This window comes from Anabaenopsis elenkinii CCIBt3563 (genome assembly GCF_015245355.1).
GTDB lineage: Bacteria > Cyanobacteriota > Cyanobacteriia > Cyanobacteriales > Nostocaceae > Anabaenopsis > Anabaenopsis elenkinii.
The window spans coordinates 2,686,688-2,709,960 of sequence record NZ_CP063311.1; the positions used below are offsets into that span (position 1 = coordinate 2,686,688).

Consider the following 23,273-nt stretch of genomic DNA (forward strand, 5'->3'; position numbering starts at 1 on the left):
AAACTCAGTAGAGAGGCTTGTAGTTAGCCCAGTAAGGTTTAGACTAAAAATATTTGACTATATTTTTAGTAACTATTATTGGCGGTGAATAAAATTTCATTACGACTAGCCGTACCCAATTTAGGTAACGAGTCTTTAGGAGAGTTAGGAGTAATAGTAGAGGGAATATTGGGAGCTACTTCCAACTGTTTGGCCAGGGCTTGTAAAAAGCGATCTTGACTAGCTCGGAAAGCTGGGATTTGTGACCCATGGTTAATAATCGCAAACCAAACCAAACCGCGATCGCGTGTAGGTAAAACCCCAGCTAAAGCACTAACCTCCCGCAAGGTACCAGTTTTCATCACAGTAGCATAAGGCATATTTCTAGCTTGCATTGTTCCTCGACGGTCAAATCCAGAGATAGGAAACAAGTCAGCTACATTAATATTGTGGGTGGCGGCTTCCCTTTGAATTGCCATTAACATAGCAGACGCAGCCCTGGGAGAAATACGATTGTCTACCCCCAGTCCTGAACCATTAATTAATTTAATTTCTGCCTCCGGGACTCCAGCAAATTTGGCAGCCTGCGATCGCATTTTCGCTGTACCTCCTACAGATTCAGCCAACATCTCAGCCATGACATTGTTACTAAAAACGTTCATTTCCTTGATAAGTTGGTGCAAAGGTAAAGAACGGCGACGCATCAAGAGGGTTTCTTGGGGGTTTGGTTGGGATGCGGATTTGACCACAATACCCGCAATCACAACTTGAGGTTTAGCGGTGCCCTTGGGCATGGTTGAATATATGTAATTTGCCTGACGAGTCCACCTTAAATGATTTAGGGCTTGTTTAACTATCTGACCGGCTAATATAGGATTTGGTTCAAAATTCATGGCGAAATTACCCCTGATTACCAAATTTCCCGTTACCTGTTTGATACCCATTTGATTGAGGGTATTACCCACAGCGATGGCTTCTTCCCAAACAAACATTGGATCACCACTACCAGTAATCACCAAATCACCTTGCAATAGACCGTTAACTATTGGCCCTGTAGCGCTGACCAAAGTTTCAAATTGATGGTCTGGCCCCCAAGTTTTCAAAGCCACAAGTGAAGTAGCAATCTTAGTTAAAGAAGCAGCGGGTAGAGGTGTTGTACCTTGATGGTTAGCCATCAAAATTGGTCCTGACTGTAACCAAATACCCTGACTCTGGGTCAAATTTTCCGGAACCAATTTCGTGATCATTAGTTCCTGTAAATATTCCTTGACTGTGGTAGACCCAGCTGGATGAGGATCAGGAGCTAGAACTAAACCACGGCTATTATGTAAAGCCAAAGTTTCCAAAGCCTCTGCGGGTTTAATTTGTACACCAGCCATTTCCAGCCAAAGAGAAATTAAACCCGAACCTAATAATTCCAGCATCTTGATTCCCCTATATATTTCCTGAGATAATATACAAGTTTTGTGACCATCATCAGTATTGACCAAGAATAATATCTGTCAACCCGCCCCTACTTTCTTTCTGGATGAGGTTTTTCTGTCACAGAAGGTGTACCCATCTGGTTAATTACCGCAATCATTTGATAGAGGCGACCCAAATCACGTTGGTTAAAATAAAACACCAGCCTGGGTAATTCCTCTGTCTCATCTTGGTTTTCTTGGGGTAAAGCCTGACTTTTGATGATTTTTCCTTTCACCAAAATGTCGCTAAAGTGAGCATTTAACTTTTCTACTGCAGCATCGGATAGATCCGTCAATAGACGAATCACCAACTGTTCACCTACGTAACGGCTAGAGTGGTAAACTTGATAAAAATTGGTAATAGCATTACAAGCTACTTCCAGGTTATCTGTGATCGTGTACAGGCTGGGGTCTTCAGGACTCACAAGACCCTTTTCCACAAGTTGTTTATCAATATATTCGCTCCAGGAGCGCCAATAATCCCCACCTGGTTGATCAATTAAAACCACAGGAACAGGACCAAATTTACCGGTCTGGCTGAGGGTCATACACTCAAAAGCTTCATCTTGAGTACCAAAACCTCCAGGAAATAGGGCCACGGCATCACTTTCTTTGAGCAGAAACAATTTACGGGTGAAGAAATACTTAAAATGAATTAGCTTAGGATCCCCCTCAATAAATGGGTTAGCCTGTTGCTCAAATGGTAGCTGAATATTTAAGCCAAAGGAATTATTTCGCCCGGCGCCTTCGTTACCCGCCTGCATGATGCCGCCGCCACCGCCTGTCATGACCATGAATCCTAACTGACAAACAGCGCGAGCAAATTCCAGGGCTATCTGATACTCAGGTGTTTCTGGGGATAGACGAGCAGAACCAAAGATAGTTATTTTGCGGACGTGTCGGTAGTCGTAAAATAGCTCGAAACCTCGCTCCATATCGGCTAAAGCGGCCGATAAGATTTTCCAGTCCAGACGTTCAATCTCGCTGTCAGCTAAACGGACTATAGTAGCCAGTGCCTGCTGAATCAGTTGCCGATTTTTTAAGGTTGGTAAACGATCAAATAGTTCAGCGATGTCGGCCTGGAGACTCTCTAATGTTTGAAACGACGCAGATGAGGTCATGAGAACTTTCGTCACAATGGCATTACATTTTACCTAATTTTGCAATGCAATCTACAACTGCCTTGGGCAGTCGTGTTTCATAAATTGGTGGTTGCTAAAGATTTGTAAAAGCAAATTTTTAGAAAAGACCTATTATCCTAGCAGTGGTGTACGGATTGCTCTAAGTTTGCCTTCGTTTTCCCGTCTCCTGAGACTGGAGACATGGACACCAAGGATTCTAGCTGCTTCCTTGGGAGTGACATGTTGCATCAAAACCTCATTGAATCAACTACTTTTAGTATAGGGTGAGTTAGTAATATTTACTCGGTTTAAGCAAATAATTTACAATTAGTTACAGGTCATCTCAAACTATTGACCACAAGAGAAACTTTTTTCGAGACGCGAGTTTTCGCGCCTCGCATATTGACTTAAATCCAGAGCAAATGGAAAGCCCAAAAGGAGGTTGATCCCAATTGAGTTTCAAAGATATTTTTCCAAAGTGGTAACCAATGTAGTTTTAGGTACTGCGCCGACTACCATATCAACTTTCTCCCCATCTTTAAAAATCATTAACGTGGGGATACTGCGGATACCGTACTTAGTAGCAACGTTAGGATTTTCGTCAGTATTAACTTTCACAACTTTTATTTTGTCTTCAAACTGACTGGCTATGTCCTCGACTACAGGAGCTACCATGCGGCAAGGACCACACCAGGGTGCCCAGAAGTCAACTAAAACAGGTACATCGCTGTGAAGTACTTCTTGATCAAAACTAGAATCTGTAACTTGTGCGGCTGCTGACATGCCTAAAAACCTTTGCCAATTATATTTTTGAGTTTGGTGAAAATTCTACCATAGCAAAAGCAGCAGCTTAGAAGTCAAGAATGTACATTTGCAACGAAGTTAAAGAAATTATGGATAAATATAAGGAACCGCCCGAACAGTAGTCCGGGCGGAGTGTGGTGTGAGGAGTGAACGGAAACATGCGTCTCCGCTATCTCTATTGTAGGCTACAGATCGGATTTTTCCAGGTTTTTTTTAGGAGTCTGGAAAAAATTTTCTGAAGATTTTGAGTTTGGGTATGGAGTATAGGCCATGGGAGAAAAATTATTTCTTATGACTGATTCTCTGGTGCCTATGGGGGATTTTTTATTTACCCATGCCTAATTGTTGGGCTTTTTGGTACACTTTCCCCTCAGTTAGTAGGGAAGGAGCAATTACCACTTCTACTTGCTGCATTTCTTTGATGTTTTTGGCTCCTAATGTTCCCATGCTAGTTTTTAAGGCTCCCAAAAGATTATGAGTACCATCATCTAGTCCCGCAGGACCAATGAGTATTTGTTCTAGACTGCCGGTAGTACCAACGTTAATGCGCGTACCACGGGGTAATACTGGGCTAGGAGTTGCCATTCCCCAATGATAGCCCCGTCCAGGGGCTTCCGCTGCTCTGGCTAAGGGAGAACCAATCATGACACCATCAGCACCGCAGGCGATGCACTTGCAAATGTCGCCGCCAGTGATTAAACCGCCATCGGCGATGATGGGGATATAGTTACCAGTTTCCTGATAATAATCATCTCTGGCTGCAGCACAATCAGCGATCGCCGTTGCTTGTGGTATACCCACGCCTAACACTCCGCGAGAGGTACAAGCTGCACCGGGGCCAATTCCCACTAATACCCCAGCCGCACCGGCTTTTAATAGGTTCAAGGTGACTTCATAGGTAACGCAATTGCCCAAGACTACGGGAATGGGCATAGAATGGCAAAATTCTGCCAAATCAAGGGTAACTATCGACTCTGGGGATAAATGAGCTGTAGATACTACTGTAGCCTGTACAAAAAATAAATCGGCCCCCGCTTTTGCCACTACCTGACCATATTTACTGGCTGCGGCTGGGGTCGCACTCACTGCGGCTATACCACCTTGCTGTTTAACTTCCTGAATACGTTTTTCAATTAATTCCGGCTTTATTGTTTCGGCATAGAGTTCTTGCATTAGGGGGACAAATTCACTTTTCCCTACGGAGGTAATCCGATCTAAAATCGGTTCCGGGTCAGCATACCGAGTTTGGATACCTTCTAAATTGATGACTCCTAATGCTCCTAACTGTGACAACCGTACAGCCATCTTCACATCTACTACGCCATCCATGGCACTGGCAATTATAGGGATTTCTCGTTCAATATTGCCGATAGTCCACTTAGTATCTGCCAGGCTTGGATCTAGTGTTCTGTTACCAGGAACTAGAGCGATTTCATCAATTCCATAAGCTCTACGAGCTTTTTTTACCCGGCCAAGTTGAATTTCCACGCTTTCACTGTTCTCAAATCTGTTTAAGCTAGGGTATCAAATTGTGAGGATATTTGGAGCAGTTTTTTGCCAGTAATCACTTGGTGCCCTCATTGAGTGAGGACTAAAGTCCTGAGGATGAGCTAGAATTTGATGCCTGTTAGGTCTGACATTAAGTATTTTATACTACATAATTCCCTAAACCATGGTTAACCAATTTCCTTGTTTGTTTGGCTGTGAGTTGGTGTGGGATTGTTAGCTATGTAAATATTACTGTCTGTGTCATCCATTACTTTATTCTCACTACGCACTAGTTGGCTAAATTGACCGATTAATTGGCCTAACTTCCCTTCTTCTAGGAGGGTATTGATCAAGGAAAGCCCACTGGTAGAGAGAAGTAATTTGTTAATATCTTGACTGCCATTTGTACCATTGGCACCCGGGAATGAGTAGATACGAGTATCTCCTAAAACTCCCGGTTGAGGTGCTAATGCGGTAATAATTTCGGGGAGTTTATCCGCTAATTCTGGCCAAATTGTGGTGATAATTTTGGCTGAAAGGTTAGCATTACTTATGGTATTTTCTGCAGCAATTTTTACTTTTAAGGCTTCTGCTTCCGCTAAAACTTTATCGCGGTTAGCGGCTGCGAGGATACGAATTGACTCAGCTTCTAATTGTGCGGCTTCCTGGGCAATTTCTGCTTGGCGGCGACGGCGGAAAGCATCTATTTCTATGACGTTGCGATCACTAATACTCAGCTGTTGGGCAGCCTTTTCTGCTGCGATAGTTGACAAGCGTTTGTCACGTTCGGCTTTTTCAATTTCCCCGGCTGTATTTACTGATTCTTCGGCTTTGGCTTGTTCTGCTTGTGCTAGAAAGCTTTCACGTTTTTTTGCCGCAATGGCGATCGCAACGTCTTCTTGGGCAATGCGTGTTAATCTTTCTGACTCAACTATTTCTACTTGTGCTTTAAGTCTGCCTGATTCTACCTTTTGTTGACGGTGAATTTCGGCAATTTCTGCTTCTTGTTTTTGCAGGGCTTGGGTCACCTTTAACTGTTTGTTACGCTCTTCCAAGGCAATCTCAGCTTCGATTTGGGTTTGCTGTAAAGCTAATTTTTTGCGAATTTCTTCTTCTTCAACTAATTTATCCTGAATAATTTTACTTCTTTGTATAGCGGCGGCTTCCTTATCTTTTGATTCTTGAATTTCCCTTTCTCGTTGTGCCTTCAGTGCCTCTACTTGCAGTTTTTGGGATAGTTTGGCACTTTCTTTTTCCTGGGCAATTTGTAGCGATCTCTTTTCAGCATCCAGTTCTTTTTGCTCAATTGCTACTTGGGTTGTTAACTCAACTTCCCGTTTTTGTTCAATCGAACGCTGAATAATTTCAGTTCTTAAACGCACACCTTGGGCATCAAAAAAGTTATCTGGGTCATAGGTCACACTTTCTAATATTTCGGAAATGGCAATATTATTCAGAGTTAAACCAACTTTTTTTAGATCAGGTCCTACTAAGTTCAATACTTCTTGAGCAAAACCCAATTTATCTGAATCTATTTCTGCAATATCCTTGGTTTTAGCTGCTGCTCTAATGGCATCATCAGCACGTTTTTCTAGGGCGTTCTTTATATCTTCCCCAGTAATTTTGTTACCATTCTGAGATAATCTCGCAGCTGCTTTTAAGACATCTTCTTCAGATGCATTAATACACACATAAAAGGTTACTCTAATATCTGCTCTCAGATAGTCTTTAGTACGCACGGCTAGTTTTCCAGTACGTTCTACATCAATAGAAATTTCTCGCAGGGGGACGCGAGTCAGTTGGTGGAATCCTGGTAAAACAATACAACCGCCATAAAGAATTACCGATTTCTTTTTTGTAAACAGTCCCCCAGTTCTGACGAAAGCCTCATTATTGGGTGTGACTACATAAACTCTTGTGTAAGCATACAAACTCAATAAAAGTAATAGAATGAAAGCCCCAATTACTCCTGGTAATACCAATGAACTATGGATTTGAGCGATAGTAGGTTGAGTTCTCACTGGGATGGTTTGAACGAGATATCCTGTTTGCTGCTGTTTTGGTTGTAAGGTTTGATGTGTGTTTACAGTTGGCAATGACTGGATAAAAGTTAACCAAAATAACATAATTATGCTCCCTATTTGTTCTATTTGTTCAATTTTTATCTTGGTTGATCGAGTTGGCTAGCCAAAGTTCTTCATCATGACTATTGTGGGCAATCACAACATAATTTTGCTGACTGATTTCAATGACAATTACTGTTTCTCCACGTTTGGGCGACACAGTTGCCCATTTTGGCAAAACAGCACTAATTGTGAGAAAATTTGATTTTCTATCTAATATATCTACTTGCCCGATTTTACCTTCCTGTTCACTAGGAATATAAAATGAATTAACCGTACCCAGACAACCAATTAATCGCTCACGACTAGCATCTTCACTAAACTCGGCAAATATTTGACCAATTACTGCTGCTATTAATCTACCCATAAATAAGCTGATAATCAGGGAAATTAATAACACAGTCCCACTAATAAACCCACTTAAATTACCATTACTTAGGCTAATCGCCCAACTACTTAATATCAGTCCTACAATACCCCACAAACTCAAATCTGTTGCGAGTAACAAGATGAGTGGGGCTTTACCAATGCCTGTCCATCCTAATAATTGCTCAAAGTTGAGGACATCGATATCGTCATCATATTCTACATCTCCATCTCCCCCAATGGAAATGATCAGAAATACAAACAGCAATACTCCCATGCCTAGGAATATCCAATAGGGTACATTGGCAGGGTTAAATAGCATAAGATTTTGTCGATATACTATGCTGACTAGCTTCTGTGATACCTGTATACAGTTGGCATTAATTGAAATTGATAGTTTTCACATCAGAATATTAGACTATGATTTTGGCTATTTTTTTTCTTTGCACACAAGAATATATTTTTTAATATTTTGTATGAAACTTCTTGAAACATTTAACTAATTTTAAAATCCTTTGCCCGAATAATATTGAGTTGGTTGGGAAGATTTGAGAAACTCTTGTATATGAACTACCCACAGTTGGCCCTGTTTCAGGCTAGAATTGAAGATTCATAGCATATATTTGTATAATAGTCAAGAGGAGGTAATACCGTGGTCTGATGACCCAGCAATTTTTTCTCCTTGAAGAGTGAGTCTTATAGCGGCCAGAATTGTTACAATTCTTTTAGATTAGATATTGAAGCCTTGATCCAGTCTGAAACCTTAGAACTACTCGAATGGCATCGCCTTTGTCAGCATCTTTCCACATTTGCGGCTACTAAACTAGGGGCGATCGCATCACTGCATCTCAAAATACCTGCATCTCAAGCAGAAAGTGAGCAATTACTAGCTCAGACTAAAGAAGTTTACCAACTGGAGAGTCAAATGACAACAGGATTGTCATTTGAGGGGATTCAAGATATTGGTGATTCTTTAGAACGGGCGGAACTTAGCGGTATTTTAGCAGGGGATGAGCTACTAGCGATCGCTACGACTTTGGCAGGTGCGAGAAATTTACGCCGTGTAATTGATCATCAAGAGGATTTGACGGTACTAAGGGAGTTAGTCGCTGATTTACGGACTTATCCCGAACTAGAACAAGAAATACACCGATGTATTGATGAACGAGGCCAAGTAACCGACCGTGCTAGCCAAAAACTGGGGGAAATCCGTACAGAATTACGGAAAGTACGCGCTCAAATTCATCAAAAATTGCACAATATTTTACAGGTAAAATCCAGCGCTGTTCAAGAACAAATTATTACCCAAAGAGGCGATCGCTTTGTCATCCCAGTAAAAGCACCCCAAAAGGACGCCATACCGGGCATTGTACATGATACTTCTACCAGTGGAGCTACTCTTTATATAGAACCTAATTCTATAGTTCCTTTGGGCAACCAACTGCGGCAGACTCTTAGAAGGGAGCAAGTGGAAGAAGAGGCGATTCGTCGTTCAGTAACACAGCAAGTCGCAGCAGTCAAGGCAGATTTGGAAAGGTTGTTAGCAATTGTCACCACATTGGATTTAGCAACGGCCAGGGCTAGATATAGTTTTTGGTTAGGAGCTAATCCTCCCAGATTTATTCACCGTGAGGACAATGAAATCATTACCCTACGCCAATTACGCCATCCTCTATTAGTCTGGCAACAGCAGCATGAACATGGTCAAGCTGTGGTTCCAGTGGATTTATTAATTAGTCCCCAGATTCGGGTAGTAACGATTACTGGACCAAATACTGGTGGTAAAACAGTCACTTTAAAAACCCTGGCCTTAGCAGCATTAATGGCTAAGGTAGGGTTATTTGTTCCCGCCCGGGAACCAGTAGAAATACCTTGGTTTCACCAGGTATTAGCTGATATTGGCGATGAACAATCTTTACAGCAAAGTTTATCGACATTTTCTGGACATATCCGCAGGATTAGTCGGATTTTGAACGCATTGACCCTGGGGGAACAGACAGATATCAATAGCCAATCCCTAGTCCTTCTGGATGAAGTGGGGGCGGGAACTGATCCGGCCGAAGGTAGTGCTTTAGCGATCGCTTTACTACAATATTTAGCTAATCATGCCCACCTAACAATGGCCACAACTCACTTTGGTGAATTAAAAGCCCTCAAATATCAGGATCAGCGATTTGAAAATGCGTCTGTGGAATTTGATGAAAGCACACTTTCGCCTACCTATCGTTTATTGTGGGGGATTCCTGGACGTTCTAACGCTTTAGCAATTGCCCTGCGTTTAGGTTTAAAACCGGAGGTGGTAGAACAGGCAAAAACTCAAGTGGGAGGAGCTACGGACGAAGTTAATCAGGTGATTGCTGGGTTAGAGGCGCAACGCCGCCGCCAAGAAACTAAAGCTGCGGAAGCTCAAAGTTTGTTGCAGCAAGCGGAACGTTTATATCAAGAAGTGTCGGCAAAATCTCAGACGTTGCAGGAACGAGAAAAAGCTTTGCGGATTGATCAGGAAGTAGCAGTAAAGCAAGCCATAGCCCAGGCTAAAGGTGAAATTGCCCAAGTTATTCGTCGGTTGCAAAAAGGTACACCTAAAGCCCAAGATGCTCAACAAGCAACGGATGCATTAAATCAAATTGCTCAAAAATATCAACCAAAAGCAGCACCAAAACCAAAAGTCGGGTTTCAGCCCAAAGTAGGCGATCGCGTGCGTATTTCCCAGTTTGGGCAAACAGCTGAAGTTTTAACTGCTCCCGATGAGGATGGCGAGTTCAGTGTTCGTTTTGGCATAATGAAGATGACAGTTAAGCTCGAAGACATCGAATCTTTGGATGGTCAAAAAGCTGAACCAGTAGTCAAACAGAAGCCCGCCGTAATTCCTCAACCTGAACAACCCGCCCCAGCTATCCGCACATCTCGAAATACAGTGGATTTGCTTGGTAAACGGGTAGCGGATGCAGAAATTATCTTAGATAAGGCAATTTCTGAAGCTACAGGGCCAATGTGGATTATTCACGGACATGGTACCGGTAAGTTACGGAAAGGAGTTCACGCCTTTTTGCATCAGCACCCTAGAGTGAGCCACCATCAACCAGCAGAACAAGTAGATGGTGGTAGTGGTGTCACCATTGCTTATATTAAATGATTTGGCAGTAAATATCACCAATGCAGTCTTTGTGAATTTCTAATATCTAGTTATTAATTACCTTGATATAACTTAGCAATTGGCAATTAGATATAGCATTTCCCATGCTCGTGAGGTACAAATTTGTTTAGTTTCAGGGAACAGGGAACAGGGAATAGGCAATTGATGTGTACTTCATTAGCCTGCAAAAGGCTATATTAAATAAATTCAGGAATGTTTATTTATACATTAATCCTGACGGCAGGATTTTATTTATCAAAAACTTCATGATTTTTGTCGACTAAATTGGTGGAAAATAGATTTTCCTCTAGTAGAGTAAGACAAAGACTATTGCTGTTGACTAAATGAGCAAAGCGATGGGAAACCAACCTTAATATTTAAGAGTCTGGTTTCAAAATGGGTAACAGCAACAGACCCTACAGACTGATCACCTATGCTAAACGTTATGCACTCGGCCGCCGATTCAGCCACACCAAATCCTCAGTGGGAGGATTTAATTCAGCTTCCAGCCCCAAAGACAATTCAATGGGAGAATATCAAGACCCAGTTAGACTTGGTGCTGTTAGCGCTAGAAGCTTTCACTGGTATTGGTTCTGAAGCCATGCTGTCTGCGGCAATTAACCTGAATTTAGAGTCAAGAGTGCCAGACCGGGTAGCTTTATGGCGATTGCGTCAGTCTAATCCCCTACGCAAGGGACAAGGTGGACGAAAAAAGCTAGATGTAGAAGAAGCTCGAGCAATTGTTCTCATTACCTGCTACCTCGCCAAGCAGCACCAGGAATTAATTCGCCGTGCTGTTGGTCTGCTAGAACAAATGGCGGAAAAGAAACGGGAACAGAGGCGCGCCCCCCTTCGCTATCATCAGGCTGCTTTACTTGGAGATTATATCGATGCCTTCTGCAATACCTACCAAGAACGGATGGAAGAAGACGACCAAATAACCACGGATATACTCACCAACTTAGCACTAAAACTGCTGGTAGATTTACTGTTTTACAGTGCACCTGGTGGACACCGCCGTCTCTGGTTAGCACTGATAGACAGTTCCAATTTTAGATAATCGTCTCCTTCGTCGTTTCTGCTATGCCACCATTTAATTCTGTCATTAGACGCTACGCACGACCTAACTGTACCCTAGAAATATGGGCGCAAAGTTCCCCTTTGTCCCATTTAATGGGAAAAACTGTGATCAAGCAGTTAACCTTTGAGCTATATTTTGAGGATGTCCAAAAGGCACCAGAAGGTAAAATTGTCCTTAGGGGCGATCGCGATCAACTAGAAATCTTGTGTGATGTCGTCACCAATTATGTACAAAAATTTCTACAGCAACCCCCGAACAACTTTTGGCTGAGTCTTTGTGAACCACAGGATTCGAGTAAAGTATCTCATGATTCACAGTTCAAAGATTTTGAGCAAACTCCACTACCGAGCGCTAAAACTTCGGAATCTTTTATCTCCCAAACATCTCAGAGCAAAATCTACTTACAAACAGAGAATGATGTAACTCATCATCTATTTCTTGGTCCAATTTCTAACCGAACATCGGGTCCAGTAATTATACTGACTTTGCTGCAACTGTTCGATTTAGCAACTGCTTTAGATGAGTATTCTGCTGATGTTATGGCCTTGCCAAATTTAAATAACAATAATAAAGTTTTGCGATTACCAGCTTGGTCTCCCATTGCTGCAGTCATGGTTTTAGGTATAGGAATGGTACCGGTGACTTGGCACTTTGTCAATAATAGGCAAAATCAAACACAGGTAGCGAAAACTGCTGTAAAACCCTCTGTGGATGTTCCCACACAGCCAACCGAAGTTACGCCGCCGGAGAATTTGACATCACCAGAACCCTTAGCCTCGAACCCTCAAGTTCCTACTGCTACATTCCCGGAAGTTTCCCTAACACCATCCAATTCTGGCGTCCTGACTAATCCCTTTTCATCCCTACCATCTGGGCAAGATCGAGTGTTTCTATCTCAGCCCTTCGCCCAGGATGGCCTGTCTTCTAGATATACATTACCCAGTATCTCATCATTTCCCTTGCCTGTTTCCACTAATCCCCAGGCAAATCAGAGTTCTTCGCCATCTTCATCTGTCAATCTACAGCCTAGGGAGAACACAATCAATCGCTCTGTAAATCTTGCTACTGAGCCAAATAATCATAATTCATTAGTCGGTAGGTCAACAAGTGAACGGTTAACTCCAAAATCCCAAACTTTGGCAGCCCGTAGGGATTTATTGGATATGCCTCAAGTGGCAGAAGCTAGAGAAATATTTACAAGGCGCTGGCAGCCACCTAGTGGATTTACACAAACACTAGAGTATAGTTTAATGGTTAATGATAATGGTAGTCTTGACAAGATTTATCCCATAAATCAGGCTGCAAGAATATTCATTGAGGATGCAGGGATGCCTGAAATTGGTAAACCCTTTGTTTCTGCCAATAAAAAGGGAGAAATTATCAGAATTCGAGTACTTTTGAGTCCTGATGGCAAAGTTGAAACATTTGCAGAAAATGAATAGTCAACCGCCCTAAACACAAGGGGATGGGGTTTTACGCGCGATCGATAAATAAATAAATAGATATCCCGACTTCTTGAAGAAGTCGGGAGAGTCATAGGGGTTTTGTGATGACAAATTATTAAGGGTTTTTTGGTTTTTTTAACTTTTGTTTTTTACGTCGGCGTTGACTAGTAGATACAGCCTGTTCCACTGGATAGCCGGCAATAGGTATTACCTGATATTTACGCTCTTCTTCTAACTTTTTCAGTTCAGTGTAATCAACCCAATGGATACAATCAACTGGACAAGTATCAATTGCCTCTTGAATTACTTCCTCTGAATCCGCATCTTGACGAATGACACGCGATCGACCATAATCTGGTTCAATATAGAAGGTGTTACGCGCCACATGAGCGCAGTGTAAGCAGCCAATGCAGGTGATTTCGTCTACATAAACACCTTTTTGACGGTTAACACCTCCCAGTTCCGGCTCTAAACCAGAGCGTTCTGGGTCATCCCGTAATAAACCCCCTAACTCTGGTTCGGCACCGGAACGGTTTTCCTCTTCTTCTGACCGCGACGGCAGAAAATCAGCCATTACGCACTCCAGCGTTGTACTACTAAGCGAATTGAGCCATCTGGATTTTTTTGCTGTTCTGCAACTTGAAAGCCTACACGAGCTGTTTCTTTCACCACTGTTTGGTAGGCATAGCTTTGGGTTACTTGGCGTAAGAAGCCTTCCACAGACAAGCCTTGTTGCCAATATTGCAGGTCAGCAACCAATTCATATTCCTTGCCATTCCATCTAAAGCCGATGTCATAGCCATTTTCCTGCTCAATAGTTACTTCTGCAGGATGGGTTTGACCGCGATAGCCACGAACTTCACGCGGTCCGGGTTTCCAGTCTATGCCCAATTGAGTGAGAGCATCTTTCAAAGAGTCCAGGTTACGGATTTGAGTCTTAATTTGGCTAAAATGTGACATGGCAGTGATTAATAAATGAGACTAAATTGTGAGTAAAAACTTACCAATCGCTGTATGTGGCCTGCGTATGAGCCACTGATGATTGTTGCACCTGAGTAGCAAAAAATTCTGAGGTTGGCTCATGACTAAGTACTTGTCCTAGCTGTGCTTCTATTGCGGCTGTAACCTCAGCGCACGAATTACCCACAATGCCAGTGACTTTTTCTTGTACCCGACCGTCTGGATAGATGATGAACTCTAATGTCTCCATACTTTTGGCCAACCATGATACTAGTTTTGAACTTGACTGTCCGAGCAGCCGGCTAAAAATATAGCCATGGTAACATTGTTACTTAAATACAAACCTGACATTTGTTAACTAATGTTCCATCTCTCAAAATATATATCTCAGAATTTTTACAAAATTTATTATTATTATAAGCACATACATCAGTTATTAGTTAGTTTCTCTTAACCCCACTAATTAGTCAAGCTGAAGATTGCCGTGAGAAAATCGGGTACAAAAACCCCAACAGCAAGCCATAGCAGTAGTATAGCCATTTCTTTGCTTCACAAAAATATACTTTTTATTGAAAAACTTTATCATTACCATTGAAGAAATATTATTCTTGGCATAGATAAGTTCAATGTGTGTGGTTTTATCCAGTGGGATTATTTAAATACTCTAGTTACTGCTTTCCAAGAAAGCTGATCATAAAAAATCTATATTTAGTGTTTTTTACCCAGGCTGAAATTAGCAAGAGATTCTGGCAAAAAACCATTATTCAGCTAACGAAACCAGGATAATGGAGCATAATTAACCTTTATAGCCATCAGTTAACACTGTAAATTCACTATGAATACACAACTAACCAACCAACCTATACGCGTCGGAGTTCTGGGTTTTGGTGGACTGGGACAAGCAGCCGCAAAACTCCTCTCCAGTAAACGGGAAATGATCTTAGTCGCTGCAGCAGACCAAAAAGGCTACGCTTACTCTACAGAAGGTTTAAATACTCAACAATCCATTCAAACCTACCAATCTCAAGGTTCTGTGGGTTATTTAGAACCATTTGGTACATTAAGCAATAGCAGCATTCAAGAGTTAATTGCGACTGGTCAGCCTGTAGATGGTTACTTTCTGGCCTTACCAAACCTCCCCAACGACTTTATCCCCTCAGTAGCCCAAGAGTTTATCAAATCGGGTTGGCGAGGTGTACTAGTGGATGCTATTAAGCGCACCAGTGCAGTAGAACAACTTTTGTCGATGAAAGCAGAACTGGAAGCGGCGGGAATTACTTATATGTCTGGATGTGGTGCTACACCTGGACTATTAACAGCAGCAGCAGCTTTAGCCGCCCAAAGCTACGCCGAAATCCACAAGGTAGAAATTACCTTTGGTGTTGGTATTGCTAACTGGGAAGCTTACCGCGCTACAGTTCGGGAGGACATTGGCCATATGCCTGGTTATACTGTAGAAATGGCTAGGGCGTTGACAGATGCACAAGTAGAAGCCCTACTAGATAAAACCAATGGCGTGTTGGCTTTAGAGAATATGGAACACGCTGATGATGTGATGTTAGAATTTGCCGGCATTTGTTCACGCGATCGCGTTACAGTTGGTGGTGTAGTGGATACTCGCAACCCTAAAAAACCTCTGAGCACCAACGTTAAAGTTACAGGACGCACCTTTGAAGGTAAAATTTCCACCCATACCTTTACCTTAGGAGATGAAACCAGTATGGCGGCAAATGTTTGTGGTCCCGCCTTCGGTTATCTTAAAGCTGGTAGACAATTACACCAGCGCGGTATTTATGGAATTTTCACCGCTGCTGAAATTATGCCCCAATTTGTGAAATAAGCCGCTAGGGGCTAGTCTCTAGCCCCTCCCGATGTTTGTCCTCAGTTTGTGGGTGCAAATTCCAAGCGATAGCGATAAAGGGCGACTGGATGAGAACCAGCTCTAAAGTAATTTGGGTCTTGGGGTGAAAGATAAACAGCAGTTACTTGATCTGCGGCGATGGCAGGATATAATGTAGCCAGTTTATGGTAAGCTGTAGTTGATTCTACGGTATTGAAATAGGGACGGGAATCACCTTTAAATAGTTGTTGAAAAACTTCTGATGTGATAAAGTAGCCCTCTGACGTTGTTTCTGTAGCGCGGGCGCTAATGATAGAAACTAATTGGCGATCGCAAGCTTTAGCCGTCAAGCATTCCCCACGTAAACGAGTAATTTGGCGATTAGGTGAGTCTGGGTCTATTTTGACTGATAAAACAGCTTCATCGCCTAAATAAGCCTTGGCCAAATTTAAACTATTAAATTGTCTATCTGCTACTACCACTGATGATTGATTGGAAATTTTCCGAATCAATTTTAACCCACTGCTAGGGGGTCTGTGTCTAATAAAACGTACTACAAAAGTCACGGGTTGATTGAGTTGTTGTTGATTGGATTCAAATCCCGGGGTGACTATATCCGGAGCTAAAGGTGCAACCAAGTCTACTAATGTACTTGTGACCTTCCATGAACCAGCCATCCAATCAGGATAAAGCAAATCTCCTTGAGCAGTTTGCACGGATGTGAGCTGTTCCCACTGGGGAAAATTTGCTAGGCGTTGAGATAATTCTCCTGCTGTTGCTGAACCACTGCATCCGAATATACATAAAATCATTAAGCTAAAAGCGCAAACCGCCCTGAGAGTTAGCATGAATTCTATGGGATTGTGATGGTGGTTATCTTGTCTAATTTCATGAGATTTCCATGGGTAGGGGTTCCCAAATTTCTCCATACTGTTGCTTTAAACTTTGCCAAGCTTCCACTTGTCCGGGTTCATATTCTCCCGGTTTACCCCATTGCAAAAATAAACTCAAAGCAACTTCCTGGTTCTGGTTTAAAAACCGAATTGCATAAGTGGTAAAGTTACCTCTTTTTGCTTCACCTATTTCAAATTTGACTTCCTTTATTTGATCCATATTTAAGTGAAACTCAAATCCCTCAGTGTGCATATTTGCATACTTACCTTTAGGTAATTCAGCATAAAATAGCTTTTCTATTTTGCCGCGAGCTTCCAACACCGCAGCACTGCTAGTAACAATAATCCTTAAAGTACCTAACTTTTCACAAGCTTCTAAAAAATCTTTTAAATGTTTATTCATGATTATTTTTCTTTAGTAATTAACCATCAGCTGTAACACACAAACTATTCTGAGTATACTAGGTAGATAAATAAATTATACAACTTTTCTGGTCGGAGCAAGATGCCAGTTGCTGGTGTAACTCACCTAACTAAAACCTGTTGTAGTGTGGTTTTTTCAGACCTACTGAGGAGCAAAACTCCCAATCAAACATAGAATTATCCTTATCTTTCATATCTTTCATAAGCAGCAACAATGCGCTGAACCAAGGGATGGCGGACAACATCTTTTTGAGTGAACTCACAAAAGCCAATACCTTCAACATTTTTGAGAACTTGTAAGGCTACAGCTAGTCCTGATTTTTGGTTCAGGGGTAAATCCGTTTGTGTAGTGTCACCTGTAATTACCATCCGAGAACGGAAACCTAAACGAGTCAACACCATTTTCATTTGGGCGGGTGTAGTATTTTGGGCTTCATCGACAATTACAAAAGCATGGTTGAGGGTGCGGCCTCGCATATAAGCAAGGGGAGCCACCTCAATAACACCACGTTCCATTAAACTGGGGACTTTTTCCTGATCAATAAATTCATAGATAGCATCATAAAGAGGGCGAAGATAGGGATTAACTTTTTGCTGTAAATCTCCGGGTAGAAAGCCCAGTTTTTCCCCAGCTTCCACAGCCGGACGGGTTAAAATTAACTTTTCTACCTGGTTATTCAGAAGTGCTTGCACAGCAACGACAACAGCCAGATAAGTTTTACCTGTTCCCGCCGGGCCAATGCAGAATGTCAAGTCATGCTTACGGATATCTTGAATGTACTGGCGTTGGCGAAAAGTTTTGGCACGAATTTCTTCACCGCGACGAGTTTTAGCTAAAATATCTCGTTGTAATTCCTGCAGTTCTCCCTGGCGATGATTATCTAGGGCTTGACGAGCTGTTAAAATATCGGCACTAGAGATAGTGTTGCCCTTAATCCAGATTTCTTCAAGCGATCGCACTAATTGGGCCGCCAGATGAACTTGTGCTTCCGTACCACCAATATGTAGTTCTTGTCCGCGCAGCACCAAATTAGCGCCTGTTTGCCGGGATAAGAGTTTGAGATTTTCCTCTCTATCACCGCCAAGAGCCAGGGCGCTGGGAATATTAGGCAGCTGAATGATTAAGGCATCTGCCATAAGTTATGTATTACTTAATTTATGAAGTGCGGTTTTTGACAACAAAAGAAATTTTAAATTGATAACTTTTGACAACCAAATGAAATATCTGAGCGGGAGTAACCCAACGCTCAGAATTTATGGTAGTTAACTAGCGAATTCGGGGTTTGACAACTGGTCTGGGTATATTTATAGTTTTGTCTCCTGTTTTAGGTTCTGGAGGTTGCTGTCCGCGCATTGCCGAAGGCGATCGCTCTTGCTTGTCCTCCTCAGAAGACATACCCTCTCGACCTAAACCATTGCTGCCGTACATATCCAGGTATACCGATTGTCCGGCAACCTCCGCTGCAGCCGCAATCACCGTTCTCATTGCCTGAATATTGCGTCCTCCTCGACCAAACACTTTACCCTTATCTTTGCTGTCAAAGGCAATGCGAATCCAAACCCGTTTAAGCCCGTGAGAAGTTTCACAATCAATACTTAAACTTTCTGGAGATTCTAAAAATGGCTGCATCAAAAACCTCACTAGTCCCACATAGTTGGGACTAGCATTGAGAGATTTAATTCCGGAATTAAGATGCGGTTGTGGCACTGACCTGTTCAAAAACATTGGCTTTTACTAAAATGCTACGGACGGTATCAGTGGGTTGAGCGCCTTGTTGTAGTCGCTTGACGATACCGGGAACATCTAGTCGCACTTCATCAGTTCTGGGGTTGTAGAATCCGAGTTCTTCCAGGGGACGGCCATCACGGCGAGCCAGGCTGTTAATGGCGATAATGCGGTAACTTGCTTCCCGCTTTTTGCCGTATCGCTTCAAGCGCAATTTAATCATGGTTGAGGAAAAATTCTCCTGCTTGTTGGTACTGAAATGACAATTTTAGCACTTGCCTAGCATTCACTGCTAGGACTGAGTCAACATTGAAAAAAAATTCTAAAGATTGCCGAAGCCCTTCTTCTTTTTATCTTTGTTCTTTTTCTTTTTCGTGCTAGCACCGCTATTATAACCCCGCCACCCAGGAGCGGAGGGACGATTATCAGCACCGGCAAACAGATTACCCATACCGCCGCCAAACATTCCCGGCATTCCTGCAGGCATTCTACCTTGACCCATTTGCTGCATCAGACTGCGCATTTTTTGGAAATCAGCCACTAATTTACTCACATCCGGCTCTCTGTAGCCAGATCCCCGAGCGATGCGTCGCCGCCGACTGGGAGAACTCGCCAATAAATCGGGGTCTTGGCGTTCTTGGCGGGTCATAGAGTTAATCATGGATTCACAGCGTTTGAGCTGGGTTTCTCCCTCCTTGAGTTTGTCATCAGAAATTTTGTTCATACCGGGAATCATCTTCATGATCCCGCCGAGTGAACCCATATTTTTCAACAAACGCAATTGTTTGAGGAAGTCATTAAAGTCAAACTTCGCTGACAGGATTTTATCCTGCATTTTCTCAGCATCTGCCAGATCAAATTCTTCCTGAGCTTTTTCCACCAGAGAAAGAACATCACCCATGCCCAAAATTCGGGAGGCCATGCGGTCAGGATAAAAGGGTTGTAGGGCCTCGACCTTCTCACCTACACCTACAAACTTAATGGGTGCTCCGGAAATTTGTCGGACTGACAGCGCCGCACCACCACGGCTATCACCATCTAATTTGGTCAGAATCGCCCCTGTGATGCCGATTTGTTCGTGAAAAGTGCGGGTGAGATTTGCTGCCTCTTGACCCGTCATAGCGTCTACAACTAGCAAGGTTTCATGAGGTTGCACAGTAGCTTTGATGCGGGCTAGTTCCCCCATCATATCCTCGTCAATTTGCAGACGACCAGCCGTATCAATAATTACTGTATTAACCCCTTCAGCCTTGGCACGTTCCACACCTTGGCGGGCTATTTCTACAGGGTCTGCATCGCTTCCCATATCAAAAACTGGGACGTTAATTTGCTTACCTAATGTCAGTAACTGGTCAATAGCGGCTGGGCGGTATACATCTGTGGCTACCAATAAACAGGTACGCTGTAATTTCCGTAAATGTAAGGCTAACTTAGCAGTAGCTGTGGTTTTACCAGTACCTTGCAAACCAGCCATTAACACAATTGTCGGCTGTTCCTGAGCTTCCAGCAGGGGAACATTTTCGTCCCCCATGACCCGCACCAATTCATCGTGAACAATTTTGATGAATTGCTGCTCTGGTCGCACACCAGTCAGCACTTCTGCTCCCTGTGCTTTGGTTTCGACTTCGCCAATAAAATCTTTAACTACCTGGAGATTGACATCTGCTTCCAACAAAGCGCGGCGTACTTCCCGCAAAGCATCTTGAATATTGGATTTCGATATTTTGTCCTGTCCGCGTAGCTTCTTCCAGGCACTTTCTAAACGTTCAGATAAAGCATCAAACATAATGTAATTACAAAAATAAAAGCAGAGGATCTCATCTGGCTTTTAGCCGTGGGATGAATGAGTAACACCCAATAGTGCATTGATCAATTCAGTCTTGACTTGATCTGATCATTATTATTCTAGAGTTAAATCGTACCGTGGGGCACAAGGAATCTAAAGCTTGTGAACAGAACAAACCTCTGGGAATGGGAGAAAAATCCTCTAAGTAAGTTGGCTGGATGAATCAAGAATCCCACGCGCCTCTAGCCATGGGAGTGTCAAAGGTTAGTAGTTTTTATCCCGAGTTAAGCAATTCACTGCCGGGGAGTTGAGACTGTTTGAGCTATATTGAGGAGGTGGGTATTTGAGATGGCTATTAGCCCATAACTTTAGCTGCGTGGGAAATCTGAGGCAGTATTTCTTCTATATCCTTGGCCGTATTTGGGAGTTCAGATGTCAAAACTTCGCTGCCATTATCCGTAATTAAAACATCATCTTCTATGCGTATTCCCCGCACATCGGCAAATTCAGCTAAACGTTGCCAATTGATGATCTTTTCATATTTTGACCGGACATGAGCATCATTTAAAATGGCTGGAACTTGATAAAATCCCGGCTCAATAGTGACTAACATTCCCGGACGTAAGGGACGATGTAAACGTAGGTATCCCAAACCAAAGCGCTTGCTCCTGGTTCTTCCCTCCTCATACCCTGCTAAATCGCCCAAATCTTCCATATCATGGACATCTAAACCCAGTAGATGTCCGATACCGTGGGGAAAAAACAGGGCATGGGCATCTATTTCTACTAAATCTTGGGGATTTCCTTGTAAAATGCCTAAATCTACCAAACCTTCAGCCATGACTGTAGCGGCTAATAAATGAATATCTTCATACTCTACACCCGGGCAGATTTTAGCAATACAAGCATCATGAGCCGCCAGCACCAGATCATAAATATCTCTTTGGGTAGATGAAAACTTACCAGACACAGGCCACGTACGGGTAACATCCGCAGCCCAACCTAGTTGGGTTTCGGCACCCACATCAGCCAGAATTAAATCACCTGGGTTTACTAGATGATGATACTGCTGATTGTGTAAAACCTCCCCATGAACGGTGACAATACTGTTATATGATGTAGTCATATTATCAGCGATGATCACCGCTTCCATAGCCGCCCGGATTTCTGCTTCTGATTTGGCTGTAGGAGTTGCTGCTATACCGGCTTTGTGTGCCTTAACAGTTACAGCAGCGGCTTTTCGCAACTCAACTAATGCAGCAGCATCATGGGTGAGGCGCACAGAAATAATTGCCTTAGCTAACTCCAGGTCAATCCCTTGGGGCGGTTGTTGTGGTAGAATCCATCTGTGTAATAGTTGTGATTGCTGTGTCCAAGTGGCTGCATCTTGTAGGGCAATTGTGGCTGCACCTTCTAAACGTGACTCTAATTCTGCCATTGGTCGAGCCGCATTTGCCCCAATTTTTTCGGCTATTTGTTCGCGGTTGGGCATTTCTCCATGCCACAGGGCGCTGCTGGGTGGGGGATTGTCTATGAATAATTCTAGTTTACCTGCTTCTAAGCGAATAGCAGCGTTAGGTAATGGCAATCCGGCAAAGTAGAGAAAATGGCTACTAGCGCGGAATGGGTAGACGTTGGCGGGGAAGTTACGGGGATTAATATTTCCTGACCACAGAATTACGGGAAAATTAATCAGGTTGGCTAGTTTTTGTCGGCGGTGGTGTAAAGTTTGGGAGTTGGATGTTTTAATCATGATTAAACGCTCAGGGGCGCACAGGTAAGCGCAAAGGTACACTGAGGTGTTAGTTAATTTTAACGCTAACACGAAAGTCCCTACCTTGCTGCGAAGCAAGGTAGGGATGAATAGTGGGAAATTACGAAAACCTCTCAAATGTAACTGAAGGTAGTTCAGAGAGTGCGGAGGGGATTTGAGTAATTTACAATTACTTGTTAGGCGGATCTAGGACTTACGCATTGACAAAAAATATGATCTATGATATCTAGATCATGCGATCGCTATTAAGATTAGCAAAAATATGCTCACGTACAACTAAAGTAAACAGATTCCGTTGTATTTCATACCAATTGCTAATTATTTTTTCAGAGCGCATAAACTCCAACTTAACAAAAGCTTGAAGTGAACAAAAGATGTGAGTCTTAATTGCATGAGTATCCCTAACCATGAACCGACAAATTCCACATACTTGTTTTATGGCTCGATGAAAGGTTTCAATTCCCCAATGAGTATCATGAATTGTCATAAATTCATTTCTAGTTATATCCTCGATTCTTTCCTCATCTGGAAGATACAAAATATAGTGTCTAGAGTCTTCTTTTTTAAAGTCTTTCCTAAACAACTTTATAAATCCAAATTCTTTCAGATGAGTCCTTAATCCTTCTTCGGGAATAGCCAGAGTGCTTACTTGACAATACTTGTGTGGCTCATTTGAAACAGTTCTATTTTTTTCAATTCCGAAGAGAAAACCCAATTTCTGGTTTTTTAGGAATTTCAAATTTTCTACTCCTGAATACCAACTATCACCTGTTACAATTCTGGGTTTGACTCCCCAGCTTATTATTTCACTTACCATTTCTCTAAAATAATCGTTTTTTGTTTTTCCCTCCTTTTTATCATATAT

Annotated in this window: 20 protein-coding genes and 1 pseudogene; 4 read left to right on the forward strand and 17 right to left on the reverse strand. The window is 42.5% G+C overall.

The window, feature by feature from the left end:
- Window positions 1–65 precede the first annotated feature (65 nt).
- The 6 genes and pseudogenes from IM676_RS11820 to IM676_RS11850 form a co-directional block, all read right to left on the reverse strand.
- On the reverse strand, window positions 66–1,403 hold the full coding sequence (locus IM676_RS11820; RefSeq protein ID WP_200987097.1) for a D-alanyl-D-alanine carboxypeptidase: 1,338 nt from the start codon (window positions 1,401–1,403) through the stop codon (window positions 66–68).
- Between the two features lie 89 nt (window positions 1,404–1,492).
- Window positions 1,493–2,563, reverse strand: coding sequence for an LOG family protein (locus IM676_RS11825; RefSeq protein WP_200990185.1), 1,071 nt, complete (start codon window positions 2,561–2,563; stop codon window positions 1,493–1,495).
- A 459-nt stretch (window positions 2,564–3,022) separates the two neighbouring features.
- A pseudogene (gene trxA, locus IM676_RS11835) lies at window positions 3,023–3,370 on the reverse strand (thioredoxin); the annotation flags it as partial.
- Window positions 3,371–3,691: 321 nt separating this feature from the next.
- Window positions 3,692–4,855 (reverse strand): GuaB3 family IMP dehydrogenase-related protein, encoded by a 1,164-nt coding sequence (locus IM676_RS11840; RefSeq protein WP_200987099.1) that lies wholly within the window; start codon window positions 4,853–4,855, stop codon window positions 3,692–3,694.
- 188 nt (window positions 4,856–5,043) lie between these two features.
- Window positions 5,044–6,981 carry an SPFH domain-containing protein gene (locus tag IM676_RS11845; RefSeq protein ID WP_200987100.1) on the reverse strand — a complete coding sequence of 646 codons (1,938 nt, stop codon included), beginning with the start codon at window positions 6,979–6,981 and terminating at the stop codon, window positions 5,044–5,046.
- A gap of 28 nt (window positions 6,982–7,009) precedes the next feature.
- Window positions 7,010–7,666: an OB-fold-containig protein gene (locus IM676_RS11850; protein ID WP_200987101.1), complete on the reverse strand. Its 657-nt coding sequence runs from the start codon at window positions 7,664–7,666 to the stop codon at window positions 7,010–7,012.
- 423 nt (window positions 7,667–8,089) lie between these two features.
- Between IM676_RS11850 and IM676_RS11855 the strand changes: the two genes are divergently transcribed.
- The 3 genes from IM676_RS11855 to IM676_RS11865 all read left to right on the forward strand — a co-directional run bounded on the left by IM676_RS11855 (window position 8,090) and on the right by IM676_RS11865 (window position 13,003).
- Entirely contained in the window at window positions 8,090–10,480 is a 2,391-nt protein-coding gene (locus tag IM676_RS11855) for an endonuclease MutS2 (protein ID WP_200987102.1), read from the forward strand.
- A gap of 433 nt (window positions 10,481–10,913) precedes the next feature.
- A complete protein-coding gene (locus IM676_RS11860) occupies window positions 10,914–11,540 on the forward strand; it encodes a DUF3038 domain-containing protein (protein WP_200987103.1) in 627 nt (208 codons plus the stop codon).
- A 23-nt stretch (window positions 11,541–11,563) separates the two neighbouring features.
- Window positions 11,564–13,003: a DUF4335 domain-containing protein gene (locus tag IM676_RS11865; RefSeq protein WP_200987104.1), complete on the forward strand. Its 1,440-nt coding sequence runs from the start codon at window positions 11,564–11,566 to the stop codon at window positions 13,001–13,003.
- A gap of 118 nt (window positions 13,004–13,121) precedes the next feature.
- Here the strand turns inward: IM676_RS11865 and IM676_RS11870 are convergent, their stop codons facing one another.
- The 3 genes from IM676_RS11870 to IM676_RS11880 are packed head-to-tail and all read right to left on the reverse strand — an operon-like array spanning window position 13,122 to window position 14,216.
- Complete coding sequence (locus IM676_RS11870; RefSeq protein ID WP_200987105.1) at window positions 13,122–13,580, reverse strand: ferredoxin; 459 nt, start codon at window positions 13,578–13,580, stop codon at window positions 13,122–13,124.
- Entirely contained in the window at window positions 13,580–13,966 is a 387-nt protein-coding gene (locus IM676_RS11875; protein ID WP_200987106.1) for a DUF1257 domain-containing protein, read from the reverse strand. The genes IM676_RS11870 and IM676_RS11875 overlap by 1 nt, the downstream gene beginning before the upstream one ends.
- 40 nt (window positions 13,967–14,006) lie before the next feature.
- A complete protein-coding gene (locus IM676_RS11880) occupies window positions 14,007–14,216 on the reverse strand; it encodes a DUF2997 domain-containing protein (protein ID WP_200987107.1) in 210 nt (69 codons plus the stop codon).
- 585 nt (window positions 14,217–14,801) lie between these two features.
- Here IM676_RS11880 and bioU point away from each other — a divergent pair.
- The gene (gene bioU, locus IM676_RS11885; protein WP_200987108.1) at window positions 14,802–15,806 is read left to right on the forward strand and encodes a (S)-8-amino-7-oxononanoate synthase BioU; all 1,005 of its coding nucleotides are present in this window, start codon (window positions 14,802–14,804) and stop codon (window positions 15,804–15,806) included.
- 41 nt (window positions 15,807–15,847) lie between these two features.
- On the opposite strand, the gene IM676_RS11890 is transcribed toward bioU, so the two are convergent.
- The 8 genes from IM676_RS11890 to IM676_RS11925 form a co-directional block, all read right to left on the reverse strand.
- A complete protein-coding gene (locus tag IM676_RS11890; RefSeq protein ID WP_200987109.1) occupies window positions 15,848–16,654 on the reverse strand; it encodes a DUF6816 family protein in 807 nt (268 codons plus the stop codon).
- A 40-nt stretch (window positions 16,655–16,694) separates the two neighbouring features.
- Window positions 16,695–17,102, reverse strand: a complete 408-nt coding sequence (locus tag IM676_RS11895) for a ChuX/HutX family heme-like substrate-binding protein (protein WP_200987110.1) — start codon at window positions 17,100–17,102, stop codon at window positions 16,695–16,697.
- Between the two features lie 203 nt (window positions 17,103–17,305).
- Entirely contained in the window at window positions 17,306–18,259 is a 954-nt protein-coding gene (locus IM676_RS11900; protein WP_200987111.1) for a PhoH family protein, read from the reverse strand.
- 130 nt (window positions 18,260–18,389) lie between these two features.
- A complete protein-coding gene (locus IM676_RS11905) occupies window positions 18,390–18,848 on the reverse strand; it encodes a KH domain-containing protein (protein ID WP_200987112.1) in 459 nt (152 codons plus the stop codon).
- On the reverse strand, window positions 18,811–19,071 hold the full coding sequence (gene rpsP / locus IM676_RS11910) for a 30S ribosomal protein S16 (RefSeq protein WP_200987113.1): 261 nt from the start codon (window positions 19,069–19,071) through the stop codon (window positions 18,811–18,813). The genes IM676_RS11905 and rpsP overlap by 38 nt, the downstream gene beginning before the upstream one ends.
- Window positions 19,072–19,170: 99 nt before the next feature.
- Window positions 19,171–20,634 carry a signal recognition particle protein gene (ffh, locus tag IM676_RS11915; RefSeq protein ID WP_200987114.1) on the reverse strand — a complete coding sequence of 488 codons (1,464 nt, stop codon included), beginning with the start codon at window positions 20,632–20,634 and terminating at the stop codon, window positions 19,171–19,173.
- A gap of 355 nt (window positions 20,635–20,989) precedes the next feature.
- On the reverse strand, window positions 20,990–22,387 hold the full coding sequence (locus tag IM676_RS11920) for an aminopeptidase P family protein (protein WP_200987115.1): 1,398 nt from the start codon (window positions 22,385–22,387) through the stop codon (window positions 20,990–20,992).
- Window positions 22,388–22,634: 247 nt separating this feature from the next.
- The coding region (locus tag IM676_RS11925; RefSeq protein WP_200987116.1) for a transposase at window positions 22,635–23,273 on the reverse strand (639 nt) is incomplete at its 5' end.

What these genes read in the sequence shown, in the direction of transcription:
- IM676_RS11820 (WP_200987097.1), bottom strand. Translation starts at nt 1,403, where the DNA reads ATGCTGGAATTATTAGGTTCGGGTTTAATTTCTCTTTGGCTGGAAATG.
- IM676_RS11825 (WP_200990185.1), bottom strand. Translation starts at nt 2,563, where the DNA reads ATGACCTCATCTGCGTCGTTTCAAACATTAGAGAGTCTCCAGGCCGAC.
- IM676_RS11845 (WP_200987100.1), bottom strand. Translation starts at nt 6,981, where the DNA reads ATGTTATTTTGGTTAACTTTTATCCAGTCATTGCCAACTGTAAACACA.
- IM676_RS11850 (WP_200987101.1), bottom strand. Translation starts at nt 7,666, where the DNA reads ATGCTATTTAACCCTGCCAATGTACCCTATTGGATATTCCTAGGCATG.
- IM676_RS11860 (WP_200987103.1), top strand. Translation starts at nt 10,914, where the DNA reads ATGCTAAACGTTATGCACTCGGCCGCCGATTCAGCCACACCAAATCCT.
- IM676_RS11865 (WP_200987104.1), top strand. Translation starts at nt 11,564, where the DNA reads ATGCCACCATTTAATTCTGTCATTAGACGCTACGCACGACCTAACTGT.
- IM676_RS11870 (WP_200987105.1), bottom strand. Translation starts at nt 13,580, where the DNA reads ATGGCTGATTTTCTGCCGTCGCGGTCAGAAGAAGAGGAAAACCGTTCC.
- IM676_RS11875 (WP_200987106.1), bottom strand. Translation starts at nt 13,966, where the DNA reads ATGTCACATTTTAGCCAAATTAAGACTCAAATCCGTAACCTGGACTCT.
- IM676_RS11880 (WP_200987107.1), bottom strand. Translation starts at nt 14,216, where the DNA reads ATGGAGACATTAGAGTTCATCATCTATCCAGACGGTCGGGTACAAGAA.
- bioU (WP_200987108.1), top strand. Translation starts at nt 14,802, where the DNA reads ATGAATACACAACTAACCAACCAACCTATACGCGTCGGAGTTCTGGGT.
- IM676_RS11890 (WP_200987109.1), bottom strand. Translation starts at nt 16,654, where the DNA reads ATGCTAACTCTCAGGGCGGTTTGCGCTTTTAGCTTAATGATTTTATGT.
- IM676_RS11895 (WP_200987110.1), bottom strand. Translation starts at nt 17,102, where the DNA reads ATGAATAAACATTTAAAAGATTTTTTAGAAGCTTGTGAAAAGTTAGGT.
- IM676_RS11900 (WP_200987111.1), bottom strand. Translation starts at nt 18,259, where the DNA reads ATGGCAGATGCCTTAATCATTCAGCTGCCTAATATTCCCAGCGCCCTG.
- IM676_RS11905 (WP_200987112.1), bottom strand. Translation starts at nt 18,848, where the DNA reads ATGTTTTTGAACAGGTCAGTGCCACAACCGCATCTTAATTCCGGAATT.
- rpsP (WP_200987113.1), bottom strand. Translation starts at nt 19,071, where the DNA reads ATGATTAAATTGCGCTTGAAGCGATACGGCAAAAAGCGGGAAGCAAGT.
- ffh (WP_200987114.1), bottom strand. Translation starts at nt 20,634, where the DNA reads ATGTTTGATGCTTTATCTGAACGTTTAGAAAGTGCCTGGAAGAAGCTA.
- IM676_RS11920 (WP_200987115.1), bottom strand. Translation starts at nt 22,387, where the DNA reads ATGATTAAAACATCCAACTCCCAAACTTTACACCACCGCCGACAAAAA.